Origin of the sequence: Pseudomonas sp. OTU5201, from assembly GCF_038440135.1 — a bacterium.
Lineage (GTDB): Bacteria > Pseudomonadota > Gammaproteobacteria > Pseudomonadales > Pseudomonadaceae > Metapseudomonas > Metapseudomonas resinovorans.
On sequence record NZ_JASATC010000021.1, the window covers coordinates 52,308 to 76,274 of the forward strand.

Annotated in this window: 21 protein-coding genes; 6 read left to right on the forward strand and 15 right to left on the reverse strand. The window is 63.0% G+C overall.

The window, feature by feature from the left end; all coding sequences use genetic code 11:
• Positions 1-6 precede the first annotated feature (6 nt).
• From rbfA to AAHM40_RS14815, 6 genes are all read left to right on the forward strand, one after another.
• Positions 7-396, forward strand: a complete 390-nt coding sequence (gene rbfA, locus AAHM40_RS14790) for a 30S ribosome-binding factor RbfA (RefSeq protein WP_028630014.1) — start codon at positions 7-9, stop codon at positions 394-396.
• Positions 397-400: 4 nt separating this feature from the next.
• Complete coding sequence (gene truB, locus AAHM40_RS14795) at positions 401-1,318, forward strand: tRNA pseudouridine(55) synthase TruB (RefSeq protein ID WP_342245321.1); 918 nt, start codon at positions 401-403, stop codon at positions 1,316-1,318.
• Positions 1,319-1,412: 94 nt separating this feature from the next.
• Complete coding sequence (rpsO, locus tag AAHM40_RS14800) at positions 1,413-1,682, forward strand: 30S ribosomal protein S15 (RefSeq protein ID WP_215379404.1); 270 nt, start codon at positions 1,413-1,415, stop codon at positions 1,680-1,682.
• Positions 1,683-1,835: 153 nt separating this feature from the next.
• Positions 1,836-3,944 (forward strand): polyribonucleotide nucleotidyltransferase, encoded by a 2,109-nt coding sequence (pnp, locus tag AAHM40_RS14805; RefSeq protein ID WP_342245322.1) that lies wholly within the window; start codon positions 1,836-1,838, stop codon positions 3,942-3,944.
• Between the two features lie 89 nt (positions 3,945-4,033).
• Entirely contained in the window at positions 4,034-5,449 is a 1,416-nt protein-coding gene (locus AAHM40_RS14810; RefSeq protein ID WP_342245323.1) for a hypothetical protein, read from the forward strand.
• A gap of 210 nt (positions 5,450-5,659) precedes the next feature.
• Positions 5,660-6,019, forward strand: coding sequence for a BON domain-containing protein (locus AAHM40_RS14815; RefSeq protein ID WP_342245324.1), 360 nt, complete (start codon positions 5,660-5,662; stop codon positions 6,017-6,019).
• Between the two features lie 63 nt (positions 6,020-6,082).
• On the opposite strand, the gene AAHM40_RS14820 is transcribed toward AAHM40_RS14815, so the two are convergent.
• The 15 genes from AAHM40_RS14820 to AAHM40_RS14890 all read right to left on the reverse strand — a co-directional run bounded on the left by AAHM40_RS14820 (position 6,083) and on the right by AAHM40_RS14890 (position 23,958).
• Positions 6,083-7,537, reverse strand: a complete 1,455-nt coding sequence (locus AAHM40_RS14820) for a rhomboid family intramembrane serine protease (RefSeq protein ID WP_342245325.1) — start codon at positions 7,535-7,537, stop codon at positions 6,083-6,085.
• A gap of 8 nt (positions 7,538-7,545) precedes the next feature.
• Positions 7,546-7,836, reverse strand: coding sequence for a DUF2845 domain-containing protein (locus AAHM40_RS14825; RefSeq protein ID WP_342245326.1), 291 nt, complete (start codon positions 7,834-7,836; stop codon positions 7,546-7,548).
• 62 nt (positions 7,837-7,898) lie between these two features.
• Positions 7,899-8,204 (reverse strand): DUF2845 domain-containing protein, encoded by a 306-nt coding sequence (locus tag AAHM40_RS14830; protein ID WP_342245327.1) that lies wholly within the window; start codon positions 8,202-8,204, stop codon positions 7,899-7,901.
• A gap of 56 nt (positions 8,205-8,260) precedes the next feature.
• Positions 8,261-8,551 carry a DUF2845 domain-containing protein gene (locus AAHM40_RS14835; RefSeq protein WP_280282061.1) on the reverse strand — a complete coding sequence of 97 codons (291 nt, stop codon included), beginning with the start codon at positions 8,549-8,551 and terminating at the stop codon, positions 8,261-8,263.
• An 8-nt stretch (positions 8,552-8,559) separates the two neighbouring features.
• Entirely contained in the window at positions 8,560-11,478 is a 2,919-nt protein-coding gene (locus tag AAHM40_RS14840) for a DUF748 domain-containing protein (protein WP_342245328.1), read from the reverse strand.
• A gap of 91 nt (positions 11,479-11,569) precedes the next feature.
• Complete coding sequence (locus AAHM40_RS14845; RefSeq protein WP_342245329.1) at positions 11,570-12,589, reverse strand: class I SAM-dependent rRNA methyltransferase; 1,020 nt, start codon at positions 12,587-12,589, stop codon at positions 11,570-11,572.
• 94 nt (positions 12,590-12,683) lie between these two features.
• Positions 12,684-13,559 (reverse strand): oxygenase MpaB family protein, encoded by an 876-nt coding sequence (locus AAHM40_RS14850; RefSeq protein ID WP_342245330.1) that lies wholly within the window; start codon positions 13,557-13,559, stop codon positions 12,684-12,686.
• A 62-nt stretch (positions 13,560-13,621) separates the two neighbouring features.
• Positions 13,622-15,559, reverse strand: coding sequence for an acetate--CoA ligase (acs, locus tag AAHM40_RS14855; protein ID WP_342245331.1), 1,938 nt, complete (start codon positions 15,557-15,559; stop codon positions 13,622-13,624).
• A 427-nt stretch (positions 15,560-15,986) separates the two neighbouring features.
• Complete coding sequence (gene pgi, locus AAHM40_RS14860) at positions 15,987-17,651, reverse strand: glucose-6-phosphate isomerase (RefSeq protein WP_342245332.1); 1,665 nt, start codon at positions 17,649-17,651, stop codon at positions 15,987-15,989.
• Between the two features lie 70 nt (positions 17,652-17,721).
• Positions 17,722-18,102 (reverse strand): aspartate 1-decarboxylase, encoded by a 381-nt coding sequence (gene panD / locus AAHM40_RS14865; protein WP_342245333.1) that lies wholly within the window; start codon positions 18,100-18,102, stop codon positions 17,722-17,724.
• 80 nt (positions 18,103-18,182) lie between these two features.
• On the reverse strand, positions 18,183-19,043 hold the full coding sequence (gene panC / locus AAHM40_RS14870; protein WP_342245334.1) for a pantoate--beta-alanine ligase: 861 nt from the start codon (positions 19,041-19,043) through the stop codon (positions 18,183-18,185).
• Positions 19,040-19,840 carry a 3-methyl-2-oxobutanoate hydroxymethyltransferase gene (gene panB, locus AAHM40_RS14875; RefSeq protein WP_342245335.1) on the reverse strand — a complete coding sequence of 267 codons (801 nt, stop codon included), beginning with the start codon at positions 19,838-19,840 and terminating at the stop codon, positions 19,040-19,042. The genes panC and panB overlap by 4 nt, the downstream gene beginning before the upstream one ends.
• A gap of 102 nt (positions 19,841-19,942) precedes the next feature.
• Positions 19,943-20,443, reverse strand: a complete 501-nt coding sequence (folK, locus tag AAHM40_RS14880; RefSeq protein WP_342245336.1) for a 2-amino-4-hydroxy-6-hydroxymethyldihydropteridine diphosphokinase — start codon at positions 20,441-20,443, stop codon at positions 19,943-19,945.
• Positions 20,444-20,445: 2 nt separating this feature from the next.
• Entirely contained in the window at positions 20,446-21,849 is a 1,404-nt protein-coding gene (locus AAHM40_RS14885) for a polynucleotide adenylyltransferase PcnB (protein WP_342245337.1), read from the reverse strand.
• Between the two features lie 681 nt (positions 21,850-22,530).
• Positions 22,531-23,958 (reverse strand): sigma-54-dependent transcriptional regulator, encoded by a 1,428-nt coding sequence (locus tag AAHM40_RS14890; RefSeq protein WP_342245338.1) that lies wholly within the window; start codon positions 23,956-23,958, stop codon positions 22,531-22,533.
• Positions 23,959-23,967: the final 9 nt, after the last annotated feature.

A 23,967-nucleotide genomic window follows, 5' to 3' on the forward strand; every position in this document is an offset into this window, starting at 1 on the left:
AACGAAATGGCTAAAGACTACAGCCGTACCCAACGCATCGGTGATCAGATGCAGCGTGAGCTGGCGCTGCTGATTCAGCGTGAGATCAAGGACCCGCGCTTGGGTCTGGTGACCATTACTGCGGTGGACGTGAGCCGCGACCTGTCCCACGCCAAGGTGTTCATCACCGTGATGGGCCAGGACGACAATGCCGAGAAGGTCGAGTTGAACCGCGACATCCTGCAGGATGCCGCCGGATTCCTGCGCATGCAGCTGGGCAAGGCCATGAAGCTGCGCAGCGTACCGCAACTGCACTTCCACTACGACGCCAGTATCCGTCGCGGTGCTGAGCTGTCGGCGCTGATCGAGCGCGCCGTGGCGGAAGATCGCAAGCACCCGGGCAACGACGAGGAGTAATGGCGTGGCCCAGGTAAAACGTATCCGCCGTAACATCAGCGGCGTGCTGATTCTCGACAAGCCGCGCGGCATGAGCTCCAACGCTGCGCTGCAGAAAGTGCGCTGGCTGCTCAATGCCGAGAAGGCTGGTCACACCGGCAGCCTCGACCCGCTCGCGACCGGCGTTCTGCCCTTATGTTTCGGTGAGGCGACGAAGTTCTCCCAGTACCTGCTGGATGCCGACAAGGGTTACGAAACCCTGGCCCAGCTAGGGGTTACTACTTCCACCGGCGATGCCGAGGGTGAGGTGATCGAGCGTCGCGAGGTGACCGCCGGTCGCGAGGATATCGAAGCCCAATTGCCGCGTTTTCGCGGCGAAATCAAGCAGATACCACCGATGTACTCGGCTCTGAAAAAGGACGGTCAGCCGTTGTACAAGCTGGCGCGTGCTGGTGAAGTAGTGGAGCGCGAGGCGCGTTCTGTTACTATTGCGCGCCTGGATTTGCTGGCGTGTGAGAACAGCCAGGCAAGACTGGCCGTAGCCTGCAGCAAGGGCACCTATATCCGTACCCTGGTCGAGGATCTCGGCCAGGCTCTGGGATGCGGAGCCCACGTAGCAGAACTGCGCCGGACCCAGGCAGGCCCCTTCGGGTTGGACCAGGCGATCAGTCTGGAGACACTGGAGAAGGCCCACGCCGAAGGCGGCAACGAGGCACTGGACCAGTTCCTCCTGCCGGTCGACAGCGGATTGGAACACTGGCCGCTGATCCAGCTGACAGAGCACAGCGCCTACTACTGGCTTCACGGCCAGCCGGTGCGGGCTCCGGAAGCACCGAAGTTCGGCATGATGCGAGTGCAGGATCATACCGGTCGCTTCATCGGTATCGGTGAAGTGAGCGACGACGGGCGCGTAGCGCCGCGTCGACTGATTCGGTCGGAATGACCGATCCGAGGATGGCTGTCAATAGGCACGGTCAATCCTCTTTTTTGAACACGGGACACAGGTCCCGGCCTATTACTCTCAGAGGAAGCCCATCATGGCACTGAGCGTTGCTGAAAAAGCCCAGATCGTTAACGAGTACAAGCAAGCTGAAGGCGATACCGGTTCTCCGGAAGTGCAGGTTGCCCTGCTGACCGCCAACATCAACAAGCTGCAGGATCACTTCAAGGCCAACGGCAAAGACCACCACTCCCGTCGTGGTCTGATCCGCATGGTTAACCAGCGCCGCAAGCTGCTGGACTACCTGAAGGGTAAGGACACCACTCGTTACAGCGCCCTGATCGGTCGTCTGGGTCTGCGTCGCTAAGCGACACAGATGAGCTGGAAGCTGGAAAACCGGAAGCTGGACATCGTTCCAGCTTTCGGCTTTCCAGCTTCTGGTTTTTTAGGGGATTGAAACGGGTCCGACTCCCGACACTCCCACCATTTCCCCCAAGGCAACACAGAGAAGGAAAACACCGTGAACCCGGTAATCAAGAAGTTCCAGTTCGGTCAATCGACCGTTACCCTCGAGACTGGCCGTATCGCCCGTCAAGCCTCCGGTGCCGTTCTGGTCACCATGGACGAAGATGTCACCGTACTGGTGACTGTGGTTGGCGCCAAGCAAGCCGACCCGGGCAAGGGTTTCTTCCCGCTGTCCGTTCACTACCAAGAGAAAACCTACGCTGCCGGTCGTATCCCCGGTGGTTTCTTCAAGCGTGAAGGCCGTCCTTCCGAGAAGGAAACCCTGACCTCGCGCCTGATCGACCGTCCGATCCGTCCGCTCTTCCCGGAAGGTTTCCTGAACGAAGTGCAGGTTATCTGCACCGTGGTTTCCACCAACAAGAAGACCGATCCGGATATCGCCGCCATGATCGGTACCTCTGCCGCCCTGGCTATCTCCGGCATCCCGTTCAGCGGCCCGATCGGCGCTGCTCGCGTGGCCTACCACGAAGAGACCGGCTACCTGCTGAACCCGAACTACGAGCAGCTGAAAGCTTCTGCCCTGGACATGGTCGTTGCCGGTACCGAAGACGCCGTGCTGATGGTTGAGTCCGAAGCGCAAGAGCTGACCGAAGACCAGATGCTGGGCGCCGTGCTGTTCGCCCACCAGGAATTCCAGTCCGTGATCAACGCGGTCAAGGAATTTGCTGCCGAAGCCGGCAAGCCGACCTGGAACTGGAGCGCTCCTGCCGAGAACACCGCCCTGCTCAGCGCCATCAAGGCCGAGTTCGGCGAAGCCATCTCCCAGGCTTACACCATCACCATCAAGCAGGATCGCTACAACCGTCTGGACGAGCTGCGTGACCAGGTCATCGCCCGCTTCGTTGGCGAGGAAGACGGTCAGTTCCCGGCTGGTGAAGTGAAGGATGCCTTCGGCCTGCTGGAATACCGCACCGTTCGCGAGAATATCGTCAACGGCAAGCCGCGTATCGACGGCCGTGACACCCGCACCGTACGTCCGCTGAAGATCGAAGTCGGCGTGCTGGACAAGACCCACGGTTCTGCCCTGTTCACCCGCGGCGAAACCCAGGCCCTGGTCGTTGCCACCCTTGGCACCGCACGCGATGCCCAGCTGCTGGACACCCTGGAAGGCGAGCGCAAGGACGCCTTCATGCTGCACTACAACTTCCCGCCCTTCTCGGTGGGTGAGTGCGGCCGTATGGGCAGCGCCGGTCGCCGTGAAATCGGCCACGGTCGTCTGGCCCGTCGTGGCGTTTCCGCCATGCTGCCGAAAGGCGACGAGTTCCCCTACACCATCCGCGTGGTTTCCGAGATCACCGAATCCAACGGCTCCAGCTCCATGGCTTCCGTCTGCGGCGCCTCCCTAGCCCTGATGGACGCCGGTGTGCCGATGAAGGCCCCGGTTGCCGGTATCGCCATGGGTTTGGTCAAGGAAGGCGACAAGTTTGCCGTCCTGACCGACATCCTCGGTGACGAAGACCACCTGGGCGACATGGACTTCAAGGTAGCCGGTACCGCCAAGGGCGTGACCGCGCTGCAGATGGACATCAAGATCAACGGCATTACCGAAGAGATCATGGAGATCGCCCTGGAGCAGGCTCTGGAAGCGCGCCTGAACATCCTCGGCCAGATGAACCAGATCATTGCCCAGTCCCGCAGCGAGCTGTCGGCCAACGCTCCGACCATGATCGCGATGAAGATCGACACCGACAAGATTCGTGACGTCATCGGCAAGGGCGGCGCCACCATCCGTTCGATCTGCGAAGAGACCAAGGCCTCCATCGACATCGAAGACGATGGCAGCGTGAAGATCTTCGGCGAGACCAAGGAAGCTGCCGAGGCTGCGCGTCAGCGCGTTCTGGGCATCACCGCTGAAGCCGAAATCGGCAAGGTGTACGTCGGCAAGGTCGAGCGCATCGTTGACTTCGGTGCCTTCGTCAACATCCTGCCGGGCAAGGACGGTCTGGTGCACATCTCGCAGATCAGCGACAAGCGCATCGACAAGGTTACCGACGTGCTGCAGGAAGGCCAGGAAGTCAAAGTCCTGGTTCTCGACGTCGACAACCGCGGTCGCATCAAGCTGTCGATGAAGGACGTGGAAGCTGCCGAGGTTTCCGGCGTCTGATAATCGCCAGCCGATAAAAGAGAGGGCCCCTTGCGGGCCCTCTTTTTTTGCCAGGAGAATGGCGAACCGCCATCGTGCCTGGAACAGTCATGGACAAGACGCTCTGCCAGTATCACCCCGCCCAACCCGCGACTTGGCACTGTGTGCCCTGTCAGCGCCATTTCGGCGACTGCTGCATCCCACTCAATGCCGACGCCCCGGATGACAGCCCGGCGTGTCCGCTCTGTCGTAGTCAGTTGACCTTCCTCGGCGCTGCCAATACTGCCCAGCCCTTCTGGGAACGTCTGCCTCAATTCTTCGGCTATGGCATGCAGGCGGGGCCGCTGGCGTTCAGCGCGCTACTGGCCCTGGCCGGCCTGTTCATGCCGCGCTCGCTCATTCTCTGGGTTGCCCTGTTGAGTGTCGCCACCAAGTACTTCCACAGTGTCATCGAGGCCAGTAGCGAAGGCGAGCGCGAGGCGCCGAGCCTGATCAGTGCCTTCAGCGGCGAAGGCTTCTCCCTGTTCTTCAAGCAGATGCTGGTGTTTGCCATCGCCTTCGGTGCGCTCTGGCTGGCCGGGGACTTCAACAGCGAGACCCTATTCTGGGTGGTGAACATCGCCATCGTGCTCATGCTGCCGGCCAGCATCATCCGGCTGGCGTTGAGCAAGGAACTGGGGGCGGCGCTTAGTCCCGACCAGGTTGGCGAGGTGATCAAGGCGATGGGCTGGCGTTACCTTATTCTCTGCGCCTTCCTGTTCATCCTCTGGCAGTCCCCCGGCTATGTGGCCTGGATGCTCTCCAGCGGTCTGCCCAAGGTGGTGCTGATGCCCATCGCCACGTTCCTGTTCGGTTACTTCGGCGTGGTGATGTGCAGCATGATGGGCTACGCCGTGTTCCAGTATCAGGGCGCCCTGGGTTTCGCAATTGCTGAAGAAGGCACCCAGCAGGGAGTGCCGGAGAACGAGTGGCGCCGTCGCAAGGCGCTGGCCGAAGCCGAGATTCGCCTGAAGGAAGGGCAGAGCGACGGCGCGCTGGAAACGCTCGCCAACGCGCTGCACCGAGATCCTGATGATCTGCGTCTGAACGAGCGCTACCACCAGTTGCTGTTTGGCTTGGGTGCCCAAGAGCGCTGCCTGCGCCACCTGGATCATTATCTGCCACTGGCCGCCCGGCAGAATCCGGCCCTGGCCGCCACCGCGCTGCTCAATGCCCGCCAGTTCAAAGCCGACTTCCTGCCGGCTGACGCCCTGGTCTGCGAGCAGGTCGCCGCGGCGCTGCTGGATCGTCACAAGGTGCGCGAGGCCCTGAGCCTGTTGCGCAATCTCCACCAGCGCTTTCCCGATTACCCGCACATCCCTCGCGCCTACTTGCTCGCGGCCCGTGGCTTCGCTGAGGGTCTGGGGCAATTGGAGTCTGCGCAGAAGCTGCTGGCCTATGTTCGCGCGCGGTATCCCGCCTCGCCGCTGCTCGACCAGATCAGTGCGCTAGAAACCACCATTGCGCGGTTGAGCAGTTCTGGCTGATGAGACAGGCTTCATCGTGCAGTCTGCAAGGCGAACGGGCGGCGAACTTGCAGACTGCATGCAGGTAGATCCTGATTGATGAGCTTATGCTGTTGTTTTTAAGAGGTTTTTCTGTACTTCGGGAACTGGCACAGGCCTTGCGGTATTTCTGGTGACCCTGCAGCCGGGAGTTTGCTGCAGATGTTCCGAAGAAGAGAGGAGGCCCACCTCATGAAACAGTCTTTCACCCAGTGGACCTTTGCCGCTGTCACGGCTGCCGCCCTGAGCCTGCCGTTCGCGGCGGGCGTCCATGCAGAAACCAGTGGTCACACGATGTTGGCAGCCAGCGAGACCATGCAGAAAGCCGAAGAGGCGGTCTCCGATACCTGGATCACCAGCAAGGTCAAATCCACCTTCCTGGCCGACAAGAACCTCAGTGGCATGGATATCAAGGTTGAAACCAATCAGGGCGTGGTCGCACTGTCCGGAATGGTGAGGTCCGATGCCGAGCGTGATCTGGCCATCGAGACGGCCAAGAACATCAAAGGCGTCACCGCGGTTTCCGCCGACGGCCTGAAATCCGCCGAGTAATTCCGGGCAGGCCGGGTAGGAAGACAAGGCCCCGCAGTTGCGGGGCCTTGTCGTTGGTGGCGATTAGCGCGCCAGGTGCTGCTGGTAGAGCGCTAACTTGTGGGTCTGTTCCGCTTCGGGGAAGGCTTTGCGAAGGTACTGGCCGAGCTCGCCCACACCGCGCAGGTCTTGGCGCTGACCCAGCTGCTTGGCCAGTTGCAGCGTCAGGCTTGGGAGCAGAGACGGCACTGGGCTTGCCTGGCAAAGCCGGCGCCAGGGCGCCAGGGCGCGGGTGCTGTCGCCGGCCTTGATCAGTCGCTGCAGCAGGTGCAGGAGCACGGCGGGGTGCTGCAGCAGGCGTTGTTGCGGGTCGGCGACATCGTCCGCCAGTTTCTGCAGCAGCGGCAGAGCGGCGGTTTGCTCCGGCAGGTTGAACAGCTGCTTCAGTACGGCAGTCAGCAGCGGCTTGTCCTGGCGGCTCTTGGCGAGCGGATAGAGGCGTTCCAGCAGTGACAGCCGGCCGGGATAGCGCTGCAACAGGTCGAGCCCACGGGGGGCGGCCTGATCAAGGGCGAAGCGACTGATCAGTTGATCCAGAGCGGCGAGCTCCCGCTTGAAGGGGGCGTCCGGGTCCTCCTTGTTCAGGTACGCCTCATCCACCGTGAGCAGACCCGCGAGGCGCAGCAGCCAGGTGGCGAGGAAGCCGAAGGCGAGGCCTCCGAGGTGGGCGTAGTAGTTCACGTGATCGTCGGCCGACAGCACGCCATACAGCTCCTTGCCGAGCCAGGCGGGCAGTATCCACAGGGCGGGCGCCTTGAAGTAACCGATTAAAGGGCCGAGCCAGTAGAAGAACCTGATCTTGCGCAGGCCGTAGACGCCGATGGTCATGCCCATCAATCCTGAGACCGCTCCCGAGGCGCCGATACCTGCTACCCAGACCGGGTCCAGGGCCCACCAGAGCAGGTGCGAGGCGAGGCCGCTGGTCAGGTAGAGGCCGAGGTAGACCCAGCGCCCCAGGGCCGCTTCCAGCGCGAAGCCACAGATGAACAAGAAGATCATGTTGCCCAACAGGTGATCGAAGCTGCCGTGCAGGAACATGGCGCCGAACAGTCCCTGAACGCTGAACTTGTTGGGGATGAAGCCGAAGCGCTGTGCGCTGATTCTGTCCCGTGCCGCCTCGGCCTTCTGCCGCGCTTGCTGCCAGTCAGCGTCAGCTTGATAGGCTGGGGAGCGGTGCAGCCAATCCTCGAATTCCAGGTCGCGGAGGATGATCGTCGCGAGGTCCTGGCGGCGCATGGCGTCGATGGTGCGGCGCTGGTCCGGGTCGAACTTCTCGCGTTCCACCAGGTGACCGACGAACAGTGCGCGCTCTCGATTGAGCAAGCCGCCATCCAGATAGAGCTGTTGCGCCTCTTGTCCCCGCGCCTGGTCGCCGCCCTGGTAGACGACGTAGATCAGCGTATTGAGCAGGATCAGCAGCAGTGTGATGACCGGCGGTCGTCGCCAGTCCAGGGGTTGATCGGCAGGGAGAATGATCATCGCGCGCCTCAGTCGCGCTTGCTATCGATCTGGTTGAGGCGGCCGCCAACGAATCTCAGGTAGTAGTACATGCCGTTGCTGGGACCGTAGACCCACTCTTCCGTCTGCATTTCCTGGCGTCCGCTGCTGGTTTCCGTGTAGCCAATAAAGCTGCGCGAAGCGGGGTCGCCGCACTTGCGCTGGACCTCGACGCTACGGTCGCCGAGGCTGACCAGTTTGCTTTCGCAGCGGAAGGTGCCGGCATTGGCCTCTGAGGCCAGGAGAAGGGCGGTTGTGAAGAGGCACACGAGGGCTTTCATATGGCGGGCATCCTGTCCTGAGCTAATCAGCCGCAGAGCCTAACATCCTGTCTGAGAGCCTGTCAGTTGCTCCGTTTGCTGCTGATATTACGCAGGCGATTGCCCTCGAAACGGAGGAACTGGTACATGCCGTTGCGCGGCCCGTAGACCCATTCTTCCACTCGCACCTCGTTGCGCATGTTGTACTCGTCGACCACTTCCCGGAAGCCCAGATCGGCGCGGTTGACTGGCTCGCCGCACTTTTCCAGTACTTCGCTGGTCGTGTCGTCGAGGCTGATGAGGTTGCTGTTGCAGCGCAAGGTTGACGATGCCTGGGCGTTGCCCAGCGCCAGCAGCAGGGGTAGGCAGAGCAGGAGGCGGAGTTTCACGGGGATGTCCGAGATTGTGGAGGTGGTTAAAGCCTACACCGGGTGGCCTTGTGACGTCAGCGGCTGCGCCGTGTTTCGATGCGCACCAGGCGATTGCCCTCGAAGGTGAGGATGCTGAGCATGCCGTTGTTGGGCCCGTAGACCCACTCTTCCACACTGAACTCGCGTCGGTCGTAGGAGCCCAGGGTGTAACCGACGAGGTCGCGATGCACCGGCTCGCCGCACTTCTGCAGGACTTCGAAGGTGCGGTCGCCGATGCTGATCAGCTTGCTGCCGCAGCGCATGGTCTCTGCCCCGGCCGGAGTGGCCAGGACGAGCGCCAGCAGGGCGAACGGCAGCGTGCGCATGGGGCCTCCTATTCACTGTCCAGATGCAGGGGCGAGATCACCTCTCCTGCCTGGTTGGGCTCCACCAGGCTGACGTCCAGCAGGAAGATGCGGTCGTCTGCGAGGCCGCCGCGATCCACCAGGTAATCCTTGATGCTGACGGCGCGAGCCTGGCCCAACTGGCGGAGCAGCAAATCGCTCTGTGCCCAGGAAACCAGAACGGCCTCGCGCAGTTTGGCGGCGCGCTGGTCGCTGTCCAGGTCTTTCCACTCGGCCGGCGGCTGCTGCTTCAGGCGGGTGCGGTAGATACCTTCCAGCATAGGCGCCTTCTCGTCGTCCGGGACTTCGATCTGGCTGGCCTCAGCAGGAACCTTGTCGCCCCGGCGCTGGGCGATCTTGTAGTAGGTGCTCTGGAACTCCCGATTCAGGCGTTGCTCCGCCAGCAGGGGACCGTCGGCGGTCTTGGCGCTGGTGCCTTCCACCTCCAGGCGCAGGGTTGGACGTTTTTTCAACGCGTCGGCCAGGGTATCCAGCGACTTCTGTGCCTCGGCGTCCAGCTCGCTGCTGCCGGCCGGGAAGGGCACCTGGCCGAGGTCTTCGCTGCTGCCGCCCACCAGACCGGCGACAAAGTTGAAAGGCGCCTGCACGGCGCGCAGCACCAGGTTGCGCAGGGTCTGCCAGACGATGGGGGCGACGCTGAATTGCGGATCGTTGAGGTTGCCGGCCACCGGAAGCGAGATATCGATCTTGCCTTCGGTGTCCTTGAGCAGGGCCACGGCCAGGCGCACCGGCAGGTCGACTGCGTCGGGACTGGAGACCTGCTCACCGAGCTGCAGCTGTTCCAGCACCAGATGGTTTTCGGCCTTCAGCTGGCCCTTCTCGATCTGGTAGTGCAGGTCCAGGTTCAATCTGCCCTTTCGGATGCGGTAGCCGGCGAACTTGCCGGAATAGGGCGTCATGGTGGTCAGCTCAACTCGCTTGAAGCGGGTGGCGATGTCCAGGCTGTCCAGCGGGTTGAAGGGGTTCAGGCTGCCCTTGATGGTCACTGGCGCATAGCGGTCCACCTTGCCGTTCACCGCTACCTTGGCGGGCTTGGGATTCCGGTTGTCGAGGGTGCCGATTTCGCCATTGAGCTGCTGGATGGCGGTGGCGAAGTTAGGCGTCAGGCTGAAGTCGGCGAAGTTCGCCGAGCCGTCCTTGATGTCGATGCCACCGATACGAATACCCAGGGGCTTGCCGACGGATTCCGGTTTGGCAGGGGCGGTGGCTTGGGCGCCGGCTTCGGTGGGTTGCTTGATCACCAAGTCGCTGGCGTTGGTGGTCAGGTCTTCGTTGATGATGAAGCGCGCGTAGGGCTGGTTCAGGCTCACCTTGTCGATGTTCAGGCTGTCGCCATGCTGGTAGTTGAGGCCATCCACCAGCAACTGCTGCCATCTGACGAAATCGCGTTCCTTGATCGTATCCAGCGTATGCAGCTGGTTGACAGTCGCCCGGCCGGTGATGCCCAGGGCTAGCGGCTCGGTGCTCTTGAGGTCGACGTTGAGGTCGCTGTCGAGCATGCCGCTGCGCAGTTCCAGGCGGACGAAGGGACTGAGGTAGGCCTGGGCGATCCGCAAATCGACGTCGCGGGTCTGCACCTGCAGCTTGGCAGAGGTCGGCTTGAGCTGGACCTGGCCAACCGCCTGCACCTTGCCCTGCTTGCCGAGTCCGGTGTCGAGGCTAAGGTTGAAGGGTGTTTCGCCGCGACTGTCGAAGTCCTTGAGGTCGAGGTTCAGCGGGCCGAGCTCCACTTGTACCGGGTCCTTGGGTACCCGGTCGGCGAGGTGGACCTTGTAGCCGCGCAGCTGGGTTTCACGCAATTTCACCACCCAGGGTTTGCCGGGTTCGTCCTTGGACTCGGCCTGATCAGGTGCGGGCTTTTCTTCGGCCTTGGGCGCGGGCTTGGCCTCACTGGCGAAGAGCTTCTGCCAATCGAGCTGGCCGTCCGACTCTCGGGCAGCCCAGGTCTCCAGATTCTGGCTGTGGATCTTGCCGATCAGCACTTCCTGCTTGACCAGGTCCAGGGTGCTGTCGCTGACCTCCAGCACGTCCAGGTTGACCAGCGGGCGATTGTCCGGCGCCTTGATGGCGAAGGGCGCGACCTTGATCCAGATCTTGTCCAGATTCAGCTGGGTGCCCTCGGCCAGGCTCAGCCTGTAGTCGGTGGACAGGCTTACTACGCCCTTTTCCAGCACCAGCGGCACAGCATCGCGGACATAGGGCCAGACGCCCTTGAGATTACCTTCGGTAAGCTTGAGCGTACCGCTGGAACTGAAGGGCACCAGGCTGATCCGGCCTTCCCAGTCGATCCGCCCACCGTATGGCCCGGTGGCGACCAGGGACATCTCGGAACTGTCGTCGGGCAGGGTGCTGAGATTGCGCAGTTCCAGATTCAGGGAGTCGTAGACGAACTCGATGGGTTCGCTCGGACGAAGGTCCTGGAAGTGCAGGCCCCCCTCGCTCAGCTCGATGCGGTCGATACGCAGCGGAAAGGGACCTCCCGCGGGTTCCTCTGGCTTGGGTTCGCTGGGTGGCAGCTTGAACAGCTGGGCCAGGTTGAGCTTCCCATCCTTGGCAAACAGCACCTCGGTGGTGGACTTGTCCAGCTCCACGTCCGCCAGGTGCAGGGCGTTGGACCAGAGGCTGTCCAGTTGCAGGTTGGCGTAGAGGCGCTCGAAGCCGAGATGCTCGGTCTTGTCATTGCCGATGTGCAGGCCCCAGAGCGTCAGCTCCAGGCTGAAGGGGTTGAGCTGGATGCGTTCCAGCCGCGCGGGGACGGTGGCGTACTGGGTCAGTTGCTGGTTGGCCACCCGCAGGGCGATCCCCGGGATGATCAGAAAACCAAGCAGACTGTAGAGGGCTACGACGATCAGCAGGGCGCAGGCGGCCCGTTTCAATCCTTTGTACATGAGGCGTCAACTATCCCGGCAAAGAGTGCCTTGGATTATGGCACGGCCTCAGGGTTCCGCCTGACGGTTGGCTCTCGTTGTCGCAGAGCCTTCAGAGTTGAAGAACCAGGGTCTTGAGCGGTGGGCGCCCATCGCTTGAGGGGAAGTCGGAAGCGGGCGCCAGCTGCTGGCAATCGCGCACCGGTCGACCCAGTTTGCTGGCGCAGCGCAGCACTTGCTCGCGCCAGTCCTCCATGGCCACCCTGGCCAGGTTGTTGTTGCACACCAGCACGCCATTCTCGGCGGTCGCCAGCAGGGCAGGCTTGAGGAGGCTCTGGTAGTCGCGTAGCAGGTCCACGGTACCGAAGGCGCTCTTGGCCCAGGCCGGCGGATCGAGGAACACCAGGTCGAACTGGCGCTGTTCCAGGCGTATGTAGCTGGGCAGGCGCTGGCCGTGGCGGCGGGCGATGGGCTGCCCGGCCAACTGGCGGATGGCGGGGAAGTAATCGGACTGGATGAAGTGCATGGGCGCCAGCTCGGGGTTCAGCGCACCATTCTCGCGGCCGACGGCCAGGTTGCCCTCGGCGAAGTCCAGGTTCCAGACCTCGCTGGCGCCACCGGCGGACGCACACAGGCCGACGCCACAGGTGTAGGCGAAGAGGTTGAGGACTGATTTTCCGGCACTGTTGTCCTTGACCCAGCCTCGGGCGTTGCGCAGGTCGAGGAATAGCAGTGGGTCCTGGCCGGGATGGCGGCCGCGTATCCGGTAGTTCAGGCCCCACTCGCGACCCACGAGGTCTTCCAGCGCTGCGGCGTCAGCCTGGTACACCGGGTCCCGGCGGTCGACGCGCGAATTACCTTGGGAGCGGTCGTTGTAGACCAGCATCAGTTTCTCGCCGAGGAACGCGTCCACCGCGGCGGCCAGTGCCAACAGCGGCTCGCGTTCCAGGGGCTGGTGGAAGCTCTGCACCATCAGCTGCGGGCCGTAGCGGTCGACGGTCAGGCCGGGGACGCCTTCCTGGCTGCCATGGAACAGCCGGTAGCAATCGGTGCCTTGGGCATGGAGTTCGGCCAGCAGCGGCTGACGGGCGTCGAGGGCGGCGCGCAGCGCCTGGGAGAGAGCGGATGACATGCGCGGCGTCTCGCAAAAAGGGGCGCGCAGTTTAACAAAGCGAGTCTGTTGTGGCGCGGTGCCGGTCGACGCGGATCGTTGCCCGGCCCACCGCTCAGTGGGGCGGCAGCCCCATGCGGCGGCGCGCGCGATGGACGGCGCCATTGCGCATTGCCCAGCGCAGCAGCGGTGCCACCTGCCAGACCAGATCGCGTACCACGCGCCGCTGCCAGGGGCGCTGGTGCAGGCCGAGCATAGCGCTGGCCCAGTCCGGCAGCAGGTCGATTCCCGCCTGCATCATCAGGACGCCGAACGGCTTGGCCATGGCGCTGGGTGCCGGGGCACCGAGAAGGAGGCGCACCACCTCCAGGCTGCGCTCGTCGCAGAGTAGCTGTGGACGCATGGCGTTCAGGTAGTCCGCTACTTCCTGGCGGGACTTCGGTACGTCTTCGGCGCCTAGGCGTTCGGCGACAAGGGCGATTTCGGCGTAGTAGCGGTCCTGGTCTTCGCCCGAGAGGTGTGGGTTGAGGTAGCGCAGATGAGCCTTGAGAAAGCAGCTGACCTCGGCCACGTGAACCCAGGTCAGCAGGGCTGGGTCGCTGGCGGCGTAGGGCCGGCCGTCAGGGGTGGTGCCAACCACCTGCAGGTGGATGGTGCGCACCTTGTCAATTAGCCAGTCGGCGTCCTTGCCCGTGCCATAGGTGGTGCCGGAGATGAATTGGCCGGTTCGGCGCAGGCGACCGAGCATGTCCTCGCGAAAATTGGAGTGGTCCCATACACCGGAGAGCGCCAAGGGATGCAGCATTTGCAGGAGCAGCGCGCTGATGCCGCCGACCATCATCGAGGTGAAGTCGCCATGGACTTTCCAGGTTACCGAGTCCGGGCCGAACAGGCCGGGGTCGCCCTTGGGGTTCTCGAAGTCGAGCTGGCCGAGAGCAAGGCCGGTCAGGCCGATGATCTGGTTTTCGATGCGGCGGCGAATGAATTCCATGGGCGAAGCGTTTCCAGGCGAAAGGCGCCAGCCCCCGCAGGGAGCTGGCGCCATGGCGGGTCTTACTGGTTGAGGCGCTTGTCGATCAGGTTCTGCACCACCGACGGGTCGGCCAGGGTAGAGGTGTCGCCGAGATTGTCCAGCTCGTTGCAGGCGATCTTGCGCAGGATGCGGCGCATGATCTTGCCCGAGCGGGTCTTCGGCAAGCCCGGCGCCCACTGGATCAGCTCGGGCTTGGCGAAGCTGCCGATTTCCTTGCTGACCAGTGCCAGCAGTTCTTTCTTCAGCGCTTCGGAGGGTTCCAGACCCTTCATCGGCGTGACAAAGGCGTAGATGCCCTGACCTTTTAGGTCATGCGGGTAACCCACCACGGCGGCCTCGGCTACGGCGTCGTGCAGTACCAGCGCGCTCTCCACCTCGGCCGTGCCGATGCGGTGGCCGGAGACGTTGATCACGTCATCCACGCGGCCGGTGATCCAGTAGTAACCGTCCTCGTCGCGTCGGGCGCCGTCGCCGGTGAAGTAATAGCCGGGGTAGGCGGAGAAATAGGTATCGATCATCCGCTTGTGGTCGCCATAGACGCTGCGAATCTGGCTCGGCCAACTGGCCTTGATCGCCAGGACGCCGCTTCCGGGGCCGTCGATCTCCTTGCCTTTATCGTCCAGCAGTGCCGGTTGCACACCGAAGAACGGGCGGGTGGCCGAACCGGGTTTCAGCATCGTGGCGCCGGGCAGCGGGGTGATGAGGATGCTGCCGGTCTCGGTCTGCCACCAGGTGTCGACGATGGGGCAGCGTTTGTCGCCAACCACGTTGTAGTACCACTCCCAGGCTTCCGGGTTGATCGGCTCGCCGACACTGCCGAGCAGGCGCAGGCTGGTGCGAGCGGTCTTCCTCACCGGATCTTCGCCTTCTCGCATCAGTGCGCGGATGGCGGTGGGGGCGGTGTAGAAGATGTTCACCTGGTGCTTGTCGATCACCTGCCAGAAGCGAGAGGCGTCCGGGTAGTTGGGTACGCCTTCGAACATCAGGGTAGTGGCGGCGTTGGCCAGGGGGCCGTAGACGATATAGCTGTGGCCGGTGACCCAGCCCACGTCCGCGGTGCACCAGTAGATGTCACCATCGTGATAGTCGAACACGTACTTGTGGGTCATCGCCGCGCCCAGCAGGTAGCCACCGGTGGTGTGCAGCACGCCCTTGGGTTTGCCGGTGGAGCCGGACGTGTAGAGGATGAATAGCGGGTCTTCGGCGTCCATCCATTCCGGCGGGCAGTCTTCGCTGGCCCCGTGCAGGGCTTCGTGATACCAGAGATCGCGTCCTTCGACCCAGTCGATCGTGCCCTGGGTACGCTGGACCACCAGCACCGAGGACACCTTCGGGCAGTCCTTCAGGGCCTTGTCGACGTTCTGCTTCAGCGGAACGTACTTGCCACCGCGTACGCCTTCGTCGGCTGTGATCACGGTGCGGCAGTCGGCGTCGAGGATGCGGTCACGCAGGGCGTCAGGGGAGAAGCCGCCGAACACCACCGAATGCACCGCGCCGATACGTGCGCAGGCGAGCATGGCGTAGGCCGCTTCAGGAATCATCGGCATGTAGATGCAGACCCGGTCGCCCTTTTTCACGCCACGGCTCTTGAGGACGTTGGCCAGGCGCGCGACATGGCTGTGTAGCTTGCGGTAGGTGATGTGCGCGGATTCGCTGGGGTTGTCGCCTTCCCAGATGATGGCGACCTGTTCGCCGCGCTGCTCCAGGTGGCGATCGATGCAGTTGTAGGCGACGTTCAACTTACCGCCTTTGAACCATTCGGCTTCGCCCTTCTTCAGGTCGCTGTGATGCAGTTGCTCCCAGGGCTTGAACCAGGTGAGAAAGCTGGTTGCCTGCTCGCCCCAGAACAACTCGGGCTGCTCGATGGACTGCTGGTAGAGACGCAGGTAGGCATCGTTGTCGATAAGGGCGTGCTTGCGCACGGCATCTGGCACGGGGTGAAGGCTGATCTCGTACATGGCGGGGTCCTTGTTGTTGTGTAGCCGAGATGGCGACAAGGGTGCATCCAAGCCGTCGCTGGGTTCAAGGGTTGTCCGCTGAGTTTTGAACCCAAGGCCCGCCGGATCGTTCAGCGCCGCGGATACTCGAGCTGGATGGCCCCCCTGGCGACGAAGGCGGTGAGAACAGGGACGTCGCAGTGGTGCAGGGCGGAAAAGACCAGGTTCGGTAGCGCATACAACCTGCGCCAGGCGTTCGTTCCGGAGATGGGGCTAACGCCTTGCGCCTACCGGCAGCGGTTCTGTCGGTAGGCGCAAGGGTTGTTGAGGGCCAAGTCATTCGAAGGGTGCGCGTCGTGCCCTCTGCAGAAATCGGGGGCCTACCTGCGGGCCGGCCAGGGAAGGCATTCGCCCCCACAGGCCCTTGGATGCGCCCGTGGGGTGACGATCAGCCGCGATGGCGCGCGCGGAAGAAGTCGATCAGGCCCTGGGTCGAGCCGTCTTCGGCTTGGGCTTCGTCCTGGCCCGTGAGGCGCGAGTAGACGGCCTTGCCGAGTTCCTTGCCCAGTTCCACGCCCCATTGGTCGAAGGCGTTGACGCCCCAGAGCACGCTCTGCACGTAGACCTTGTGCTCGTACATGGCGATCAGTGCACCCAGGCGGCGCGGGCTGATGCGCTCCACCACCAGGGTGTTGCTTGGGCGGTTGCCGGGCACCACCTTGTGCGGCGCCAGGCGCTGCACTTCGTCCTCCGGCAGGCCCTTGGCGCGCAGTTCGGCTTCGGCCTCTTCGCGAGACTTGCCGAGCATCAGGGCCTGGCTCTGAGACAGGCAGTTGGCGAACAGCCACTGATGGTGGTCAGCCACCGGGTTGTAGCTGGACACAGGGACGATGAAGTCTGCTGGGATCAGTTGAGTGCCTTGATGCAGTAACTGGTGATAGGCGTGCTGGCCGTTGCAGCCGACGCCGCCCCAGATCACCGGGCCAGTGCCGGCGGTCACCGGAGTACCGTCTTGGCGCACGCTTTTGCCGTTGGACTCCATGTCCAGCTGTTGCAGGTGGTCGGTGAAGTTACGCAGGTAGTAGTCGTAGGGCAGGATCGCGTGGCTGTGTGCGCCCCAGAAGTCGCCATACCAGACACCGAGTAGGCCGAGGATCACCGGGATGTTGCGGTCGAACGGCGTGCTCTGGAAGTGCTGGTCCATGCTGTAGGCGCCGGACAGCAGCTCCTTGAAGTTGGAGATGCCAATGGACATGGCGATCGGCAGGCCGATGGCGGACCAGAGCGAGTAGCGACCGCCGACCCAATCCCACATGGGGAAGATGTTCTCTTCGCGAATACCAAAGGCGATAGCCGCTTCCTTGTTGCTGGATACGGCAATGAAGTGCCGGTACAGCTCTTCCTCGCTGCCGCCCTGGGCCAGGTACCAGGCGCGGGCGGCCTGGGCGTTCTTCAGTGTTTCCAGGGTGCCAAAAGACTTGCTGGAAACGATGAACAGGGTGGTTTCGGCGTTCAGGCGGCAGGCCAGTTCGCGGAACTCGCTGCCATCGATGTTGGCCAGGTAGTGGCAACGCACGCCCTTCTGGGCGAAGGGCAGCAGCGCTTCGGAAACCAGTTGCGGGCCGAGGAAGGAACCGCCGATGCCGATGTTCACTACATCGGTGATGGGCCGCTCGGTGTAGCCGCGCCACAGGCCGTTGTGCACGTAACCCACCAGCTCGGTCATCTGGTGCAGGACGCGGTGTACTTCGGGCATCACGTCGATGCCGTCGACCCGCACCTTGTCTCCGATAGGGCGGCGCAGCGCGGTGTGCAATACCGGGCGGCGCTCGGAGGCATTGATCACGTCGCCACGGAACATGGCCTTGATGGCGTCGCCGAGCTGGGCTTCTTCCGCCAGCTTGACCAGAAGGTCCAGGGTGTCGGCGCGGATCAGGTTCTTCGAAAAGTCCAGCAGCAGGCCACAGGCGCTGTGGCTGAATTGCTTGAAGCGCTCGGGGTCTTCGGCGAAGGCCTGGCGCAGGCTGAAGCCGGCAAGTTCCTGGCGATGCTGGTGGAGCGCAGCCCAGCTGGGCAATTGGGTGACATCGAGCGGCGTCAGGTGGTGGTCCATGGCGTACCTGTGTGCGACGTATGAAAAAGCCCGGAAAGGTCCGGGCTTCGGGTCATGCAGCTGTCCGGTCTCAGGCGACCTGTACCGGAATCGCGTTGCTGGTGTGGCTGAGTTCGTTGCCCGGAGCCATGTACAGCATACGCGGTTTGAAACTGGCCAGTTCGGCCTCGCTATAGTGGGCGTAGGCGCAGATGATCACGCGATCACCTACCTTGGCCTTGTGCGCCGCGGCACCGTTCACCGAGATCATCCGGGAACCGTTTTCAGCGCGGATGGCGTAGGTGGTGAAACGCTCGCCGTTGTCGACGTTGTAGATCTGGATCTGCTCGTACTCGCGGATACCGGAGAGGTCGAGCCATTCACCATCGATGGCGCAGGAACCTTCGTAATCGAGCACGGCGTGGGTGACTTCGGCGCGGTGCAGTTTGGCCTTGAGCATGATGGCGTGCATGGCATTTTCTCGTCGTGGCGCGGGCGGCGGCTGAGTTTGCCCGAACCCCCGAAGGGGTTCAAGGCTGCGGCGGGAGTTGGTCAGGCTTGCGCTTCGAGGGTGAAGGCAAGGTTGTCGATCAGTCGGGTGTTGCCCATGTAGGCGGCACCGAGGATCACCAGTTGCTGGTCCTGGCTGCCTGCGGGGCGCAGGTTCAGGGCCTCGCGGACTTCCAGGTAATCAGGGCGGAATCCAGCCTTGGCCAGTTCGGCCTGGCCTTCCTGTTCCAACGTGGCGAAGTCGCGGCGGCCCGCGCGGATGGCCGAGGCCAATTGCTGCAGGGTACGGTACAGGGCTGGTGCGGCGGCGCGCTGGGTGTCGTCCAGGTAACCGTTGCGCGATGACAATGCGAGGCCATCGTCAGCGCGAACCGTGGGCTCGCCGATGATCTGGATCGGCATATTCAGGTCTCGCGCCAGCTTGCGGATCACCGCCAACTGCTGGAAGTCTTTCTCGCCGAATATCGCAAGGTCGGGCTGGACCATGTTGAACAGCTTGCTGACCACAGTGGCAACGCCTTCGAAATGGCCAGGGCGGCTACCGCCGCAGAGCCCCTCGGATACCAGCGGGACGTTGACGCGGGTCTGACCTTCCATGCCGTCCGGGTACATTTCTTCCACGTCCGGGTGGAACAGCAACTGGCAGCCCGCGGCGACCAGTTGCTCCTGGTCGGCCACCAGGGTGCGTGGATACTTGGCCAGGTCTTCGCTGGGCCCAAACTGCAGCGGGTTGACGAAGATGCTGGCGACCACGAAATCGGCGCGTTGGCTGGCTTTTTCCACCAGGGCGATGTGCCCGGCATGGAGGTTGCCCATGGTCGGCACGAAACCGATGCGCTTGCCTTCGCTACGCGCACGGGCGACGGCGGCACGCAGTTCGCGGACGGTTTTAACGGTGATCATGCGGAGAATCCGTGTTCGGCGGCAGGGAAGGTAACGTCCTTGACGGCTTGTACGTAGGCAGCCAGGGCAGCCTGGATACTGGCCTGGCCTTCCATGAAGTTCTTCACGAACTTGGGCGCGCGGCCGGTGAGGGAGAGTCCCAGCATGTCGTGCAGGACCAGCACCTGACCATCAGTGGCGCTGCCGGCGCCGATGCCGATCACCGGAATTTTCACCGACTGGGTGATTTCGGCGGCCAGCTCACTGGGGACGCACTCCAGCAGCAGCATGGCGGCGCCGGCCTGCTCGAGGGCCATGGCGTCGGCTCGCAGCTGGCGCGCCTGGGCTTCCTGTCGGCCCTGGACCTTATAGCCGCCGAGGATGTTCACGGCTTGCGGGGTCAGGCCCAGATGGGCGCAGACCGGGATGCCGCGCTCGGCGAGCAGGCGGATGGGCTCGGCCAGCCAGGCGGCACCTTCCAGCTTGACCATGTGGGCACCGGCCTGCATCAGGGCGGCACAATTGACAAAGGTCTGTTCGAGGTTGGCGTATGCCATGAACGGCAGGTCGCTGATGATCAGCGCGCCCTGGTTGCCGCGCTTCACGGCAGCGGTGTGGTAGACCATGTCGGTCACACTGACCGGCAGGGTGCTGTCATGGCCTTGCAGGACCATGCCGAGGGAGTCGCCCACCAGCAGCACATCCACGCCGGCCTGGCAGGCAGCCTGGGCAAAGGTGGCGTCGTAGGCTGTCAGCATGGCGATCTTATCGCCTCTCAGCTTGAGCTCTTGCAAGGTGGTCAGGGTCACATCAGGCATGAAAACGTCCTCATCGGCGCCGTTTTGCACCGGCACGGGGCAACGGGACGCTTATAGTCCCGATGGGGGGGCATGAAGTCAATTGCAGGTGTTACCGACCTGTTACGGCGTTACCGCCAGGTCGGGAAGGCGCTCGAGGCCTTCGAAGGCACAGGCGTCCAACAGGGCCTGCAGCCGGCGGCCATCGGGCAACTGCAGATCGCCAGCGATCTCTGCCAGGGGATAGAGCACAAAGGCGCGGGCGTGCATGTGGTAATGCGGAACCTGCAGCCTGGGTTCATCGATCCGGCGTTGGCCGAACAACAGGATATCCAGATCCAGAGTCCGCGGACCCCAGCGCTCATCCTTGCGTACACGGCCCTGGGCGAGCTCGATGCGCTGCAGGGCGTCCAGCAGGTCCAGGGGCGCGAGGTCGGTATCCAGGGCCGCCACGGCGTTGACGTAGCGGGGTTGGTCCGGCGGGCCGAGAGGGTCGCTGGCGTAGAGCGAGGATACCGATGCGAGGCGGGTCCGGGGCAGTTCGCCCATTGCCGCGAGCGCTCCGCGTAGCTGGGTAACAGGCTCGGCGAGGTTGCTCCCGAGACCGATGTACACGCGTTCCATGATCAATCGCCCGAGGTGCCGGGAGCGCCGTCGCTGCGTGGGCCGCGCCGGCGGCGACTACCGCCACGCCTGCGGCGCTGTCCGGAGGGCTGGTCGTCCTTCGTGTTGAGCTCGCGAATCATGTTACGGCGCTGGCTGTCGCTGGCGTCCTGGTAATCGGTCCACCAGTCGCCGAGGCCATCGGTTTCTTCGCCGGCACTTTCGCGCAGCAGGAGGAAGTCGTAGCCGGCGCGGAAGCGCGGGTTCTCCAGAAGCAGGTCGGCGCGTTTGCCGTTACGGCGTGGCAGGCGTTCCTGCATGTCCCAGATTTCGCGGATCGGAATGCTGAAGCGCTTGGGAATGGCAGTGCGCTGGACCTGTTCCATGATCAGGCCGTGTGCCGCTTCCTGCATGGCCGGAATCGGCGGCATGCCGCGCTCCTGCAGTTGCGCCGCGCGGGCGGGCATGGCCGGCCAGAGCAGTGCGGCAAACAGGAAGGCGGGAGTAACCGGCTTGCCTTGGCGAATGCGTTCGTCGGTGTTGATCAGCGCCTGGCGGATCAGGCGGCCGGTGTATTCCGGGTCGCGTTCCAGGGCTTCGGCGCTGGCCGGGAATAGCGGGGCGAAGAGGTCGTACTCCACCAGCAATTCGAAGGTGCGTTCGGCCTTGCCGCTGAGGAACAATTTGAGCACTTCGTCGAACAGGCGTGCCGAGGGAATCTCTCGCAGCATGTGGGCCAGGCTGCGAATGGGCGCCGCGCTGTGCTTCTCGATCTCGAAGTCGAGCTTGGCGGCGAAACGCGCGGCCCGCAGCATGCGGACCGGGTCTTCCTGGTAACGCTGCTCGGGTATGCCGATCAGGCGCACCAGGCGGTTGCGAATGTCGTGCACGCCATGGGCGTAGTCGAGGATGCGCTCGGAGGTCGGATCGTAGTACAGCGCGTTGATGGTGAAGTCACGGCGCTGGGCGTCATCTTCCAGGCTGCCGTAAACATTGTCGCGTAGGATGCGGCCGCTTTCGTTGCGGGCGGCCTGATTGCTGTCTTCTTCTTCCTCGCCTTGTGGATGATTGGCGCGGAAGGTGGCGACTTCGATGATCTCCCGACCGAACTGCACGTGGGCCAGCTTGAAGCGGCGGCCGATCACCCGGGCGTTACGGAATTCGGCGCGGACTTGTTCCGGGGTGGCATTGGTGGCCACATCGAAGTCCTTTGGACGCAGGTTCAGCAGCAGGTCGCGTACGCAGCCACCGACCAGATAGGCCTGGTAGCCGGCTTTCTGCAGGCGTTCGACGACTATGACGGCATTGCGGCTGATGTCCCCACGGCGCAGCGAATGCTGATTGTTGCCCAGTACTTCGGGTGTGCTGCGCGGATGTTGGGCACGGCGAAGGGGAGAGCGGAAAGACTGGAACAGCTTCTTCAGCATGGGATGCACTGTTTTGCGGAATGGACGGCCAGAAAAGGATATGGGCGCACGATGGCCGCGAATTCTAGCACTGGGAGGGGGGATGTAGAAGGAAAGGTCTGAAAGGAGTCAAAGCTACTGGGGGAGCCGAAGCTCCCCCCCAAATTAGTGCGTGCTTTGTTTTTATTGTATCGGGCTTGGTGTTTTTGTTGTTCGACCCGCTCCAGCAGGCTTTTAGCCTCTGGAAATGCCCTCCAAACGAGGGTTAATAGCAAACGGATTGCTTTGGACGCTGATGGTGCCGTGATCATTCCATGACCCAACCAGTACGGGTGCTGTCTGATGACAGTTTTATTGTTCTCGGTCTGGCTGTGGGGCAAGCCCCAAAGGCAACTCCTCTCCAAAAGAATCAGTTAGCTGCGCCTCCGCTGTTTTGTTTTTGTTGTGCTGGAGTCGATACGTCTTGTTTTTATTGTGGGGTTCAGCATTTGTTATTGTTGTTGTACCGCAGATAAAGCAGATGCCGTGCCAACTTTTGCGGTTCCTTGTAAATCAAGGGCTTGCGAGGGTGGCGGGCTGAATGAAGGGCAAAAAAAAGCCGGGTTTTCGTTACCTTTAAACCCGGCTTTGTTACGTGATGTTAGGCGGGGTAACAGCTTGGGGAACTGAATGTGTTCCCGGCTTGTCACCCTCGCCCGGCGCTCAATGCCCGGCAGCGGCGCCCGATTTACGGCGGGGAATGCCCAGGCGCTGACGGCGCTCCCACAGGCATTTGCGGCTGATGCCCAGCTTGCGGGCCAGCTCGGTCTCGGTCATGTGGTCCTGGTGCTCCAGCACGAAGTGCTGGAAGTAGTCTTCCAGGGACAGGTCCTCGGTGGGCTCATGAGCTGTGTTGTTGGCCTGGCTAGGGGCGATGGCATCGTTGAAGTCATCGTCGTCCAGGTCGTCCAGCTCGATGTCGATGCCCAGCAGGTCTGCCGAGATATCCGGGCTCTCGCATAGGATCACCGCGCGCTCGATGGCGTTCTCCAGTTCACGCACGTTACCTGGCCAGTTGTAGTGGCGGATTGCCTGTTCGGCGTCAGCAGCGAAGCGCAGGCTGTCGCGTCCCATTTGTGCGCACTGGCGCGCCAGGAAGGAGCGGGCGATTTCCAGCACGTCGCTACCGCGCTCGCGCAGTGCGGGCAGCTTCAGGGAGATGACGTGCAGGCGGTAATAGAGGTCTTCGCGAAACTGGCCGGTCTTGGCCAGGGTCTTGAGGTCGCGGTGGGTCGCGGCGATCAGGCGCACATCGACCTTCTGCGACTGCACGGACCCAACACGGCGAATCTCGCCTTCCTGCAGGACGCGCAGCAGGCGCGCCTGAGCTTCCAGGGGCAGTTCGCCAATTTCGTCGAGGAACAGGGTGCCGCCATCAGCCGCTTCCACCAGGCCGGCGCGGCCAGCGGTAGCGCCGGTGAAGGCGCCTTTCTCGTGGCCGAAAAGCTCGGACTCGATCAGGGTTTCCGGGATCGCCGCGCAGTTCACCGAAATCAGCGGCGCCTTGGCGCGGCGGGACAGATTGTGCAGGGCTCGCGCCACCAATTCCTTACCGGTACCGGACTCACCCTGGATCAGTACGGTGGAGTCAGTCGGGGAGACTTTGCGGATCTTGCTGTAGAGCTCGAGCATCGGTGGGCAGGAGCCGATGATGCCGATTTCGCCGTCGGCGTTGGCGGCTGTTGCCTTGTCACCGCCTCGACCGGCACTGGGGCGATCGTTCGGCGCCGACTTGGCGTCCTGGCGCTCCTTGAGAATGCGCGAGACCGCCTGGAGCATTTCGTCATGGTCGAAGGGCTTGGCGATGTAGTCCACCGCGCCCATCTTCATCGAGTCCACCGCCGAACGCAGGCTGGCGTAGCTGGTCATGATCAGCACCGGGGTGCCTTGGGCCAGCTTGATCAGTTCGGTACCGGGAGCGCCAGGCAGGCGAAGGTCGCTGATGATCAGGTCGAAACCGGGAATGCTGTAACGCTCCTGGGCTTCCTGTACGGAGCCCGCTTCGCTGACCTGGTACTGGTTGCGTTCCAGTAGGCGGCGCAAGGCCGAGCGAATGATGGTTTCGTCTTCGACGATCAGAATGTGTGGCATTAATTCGGC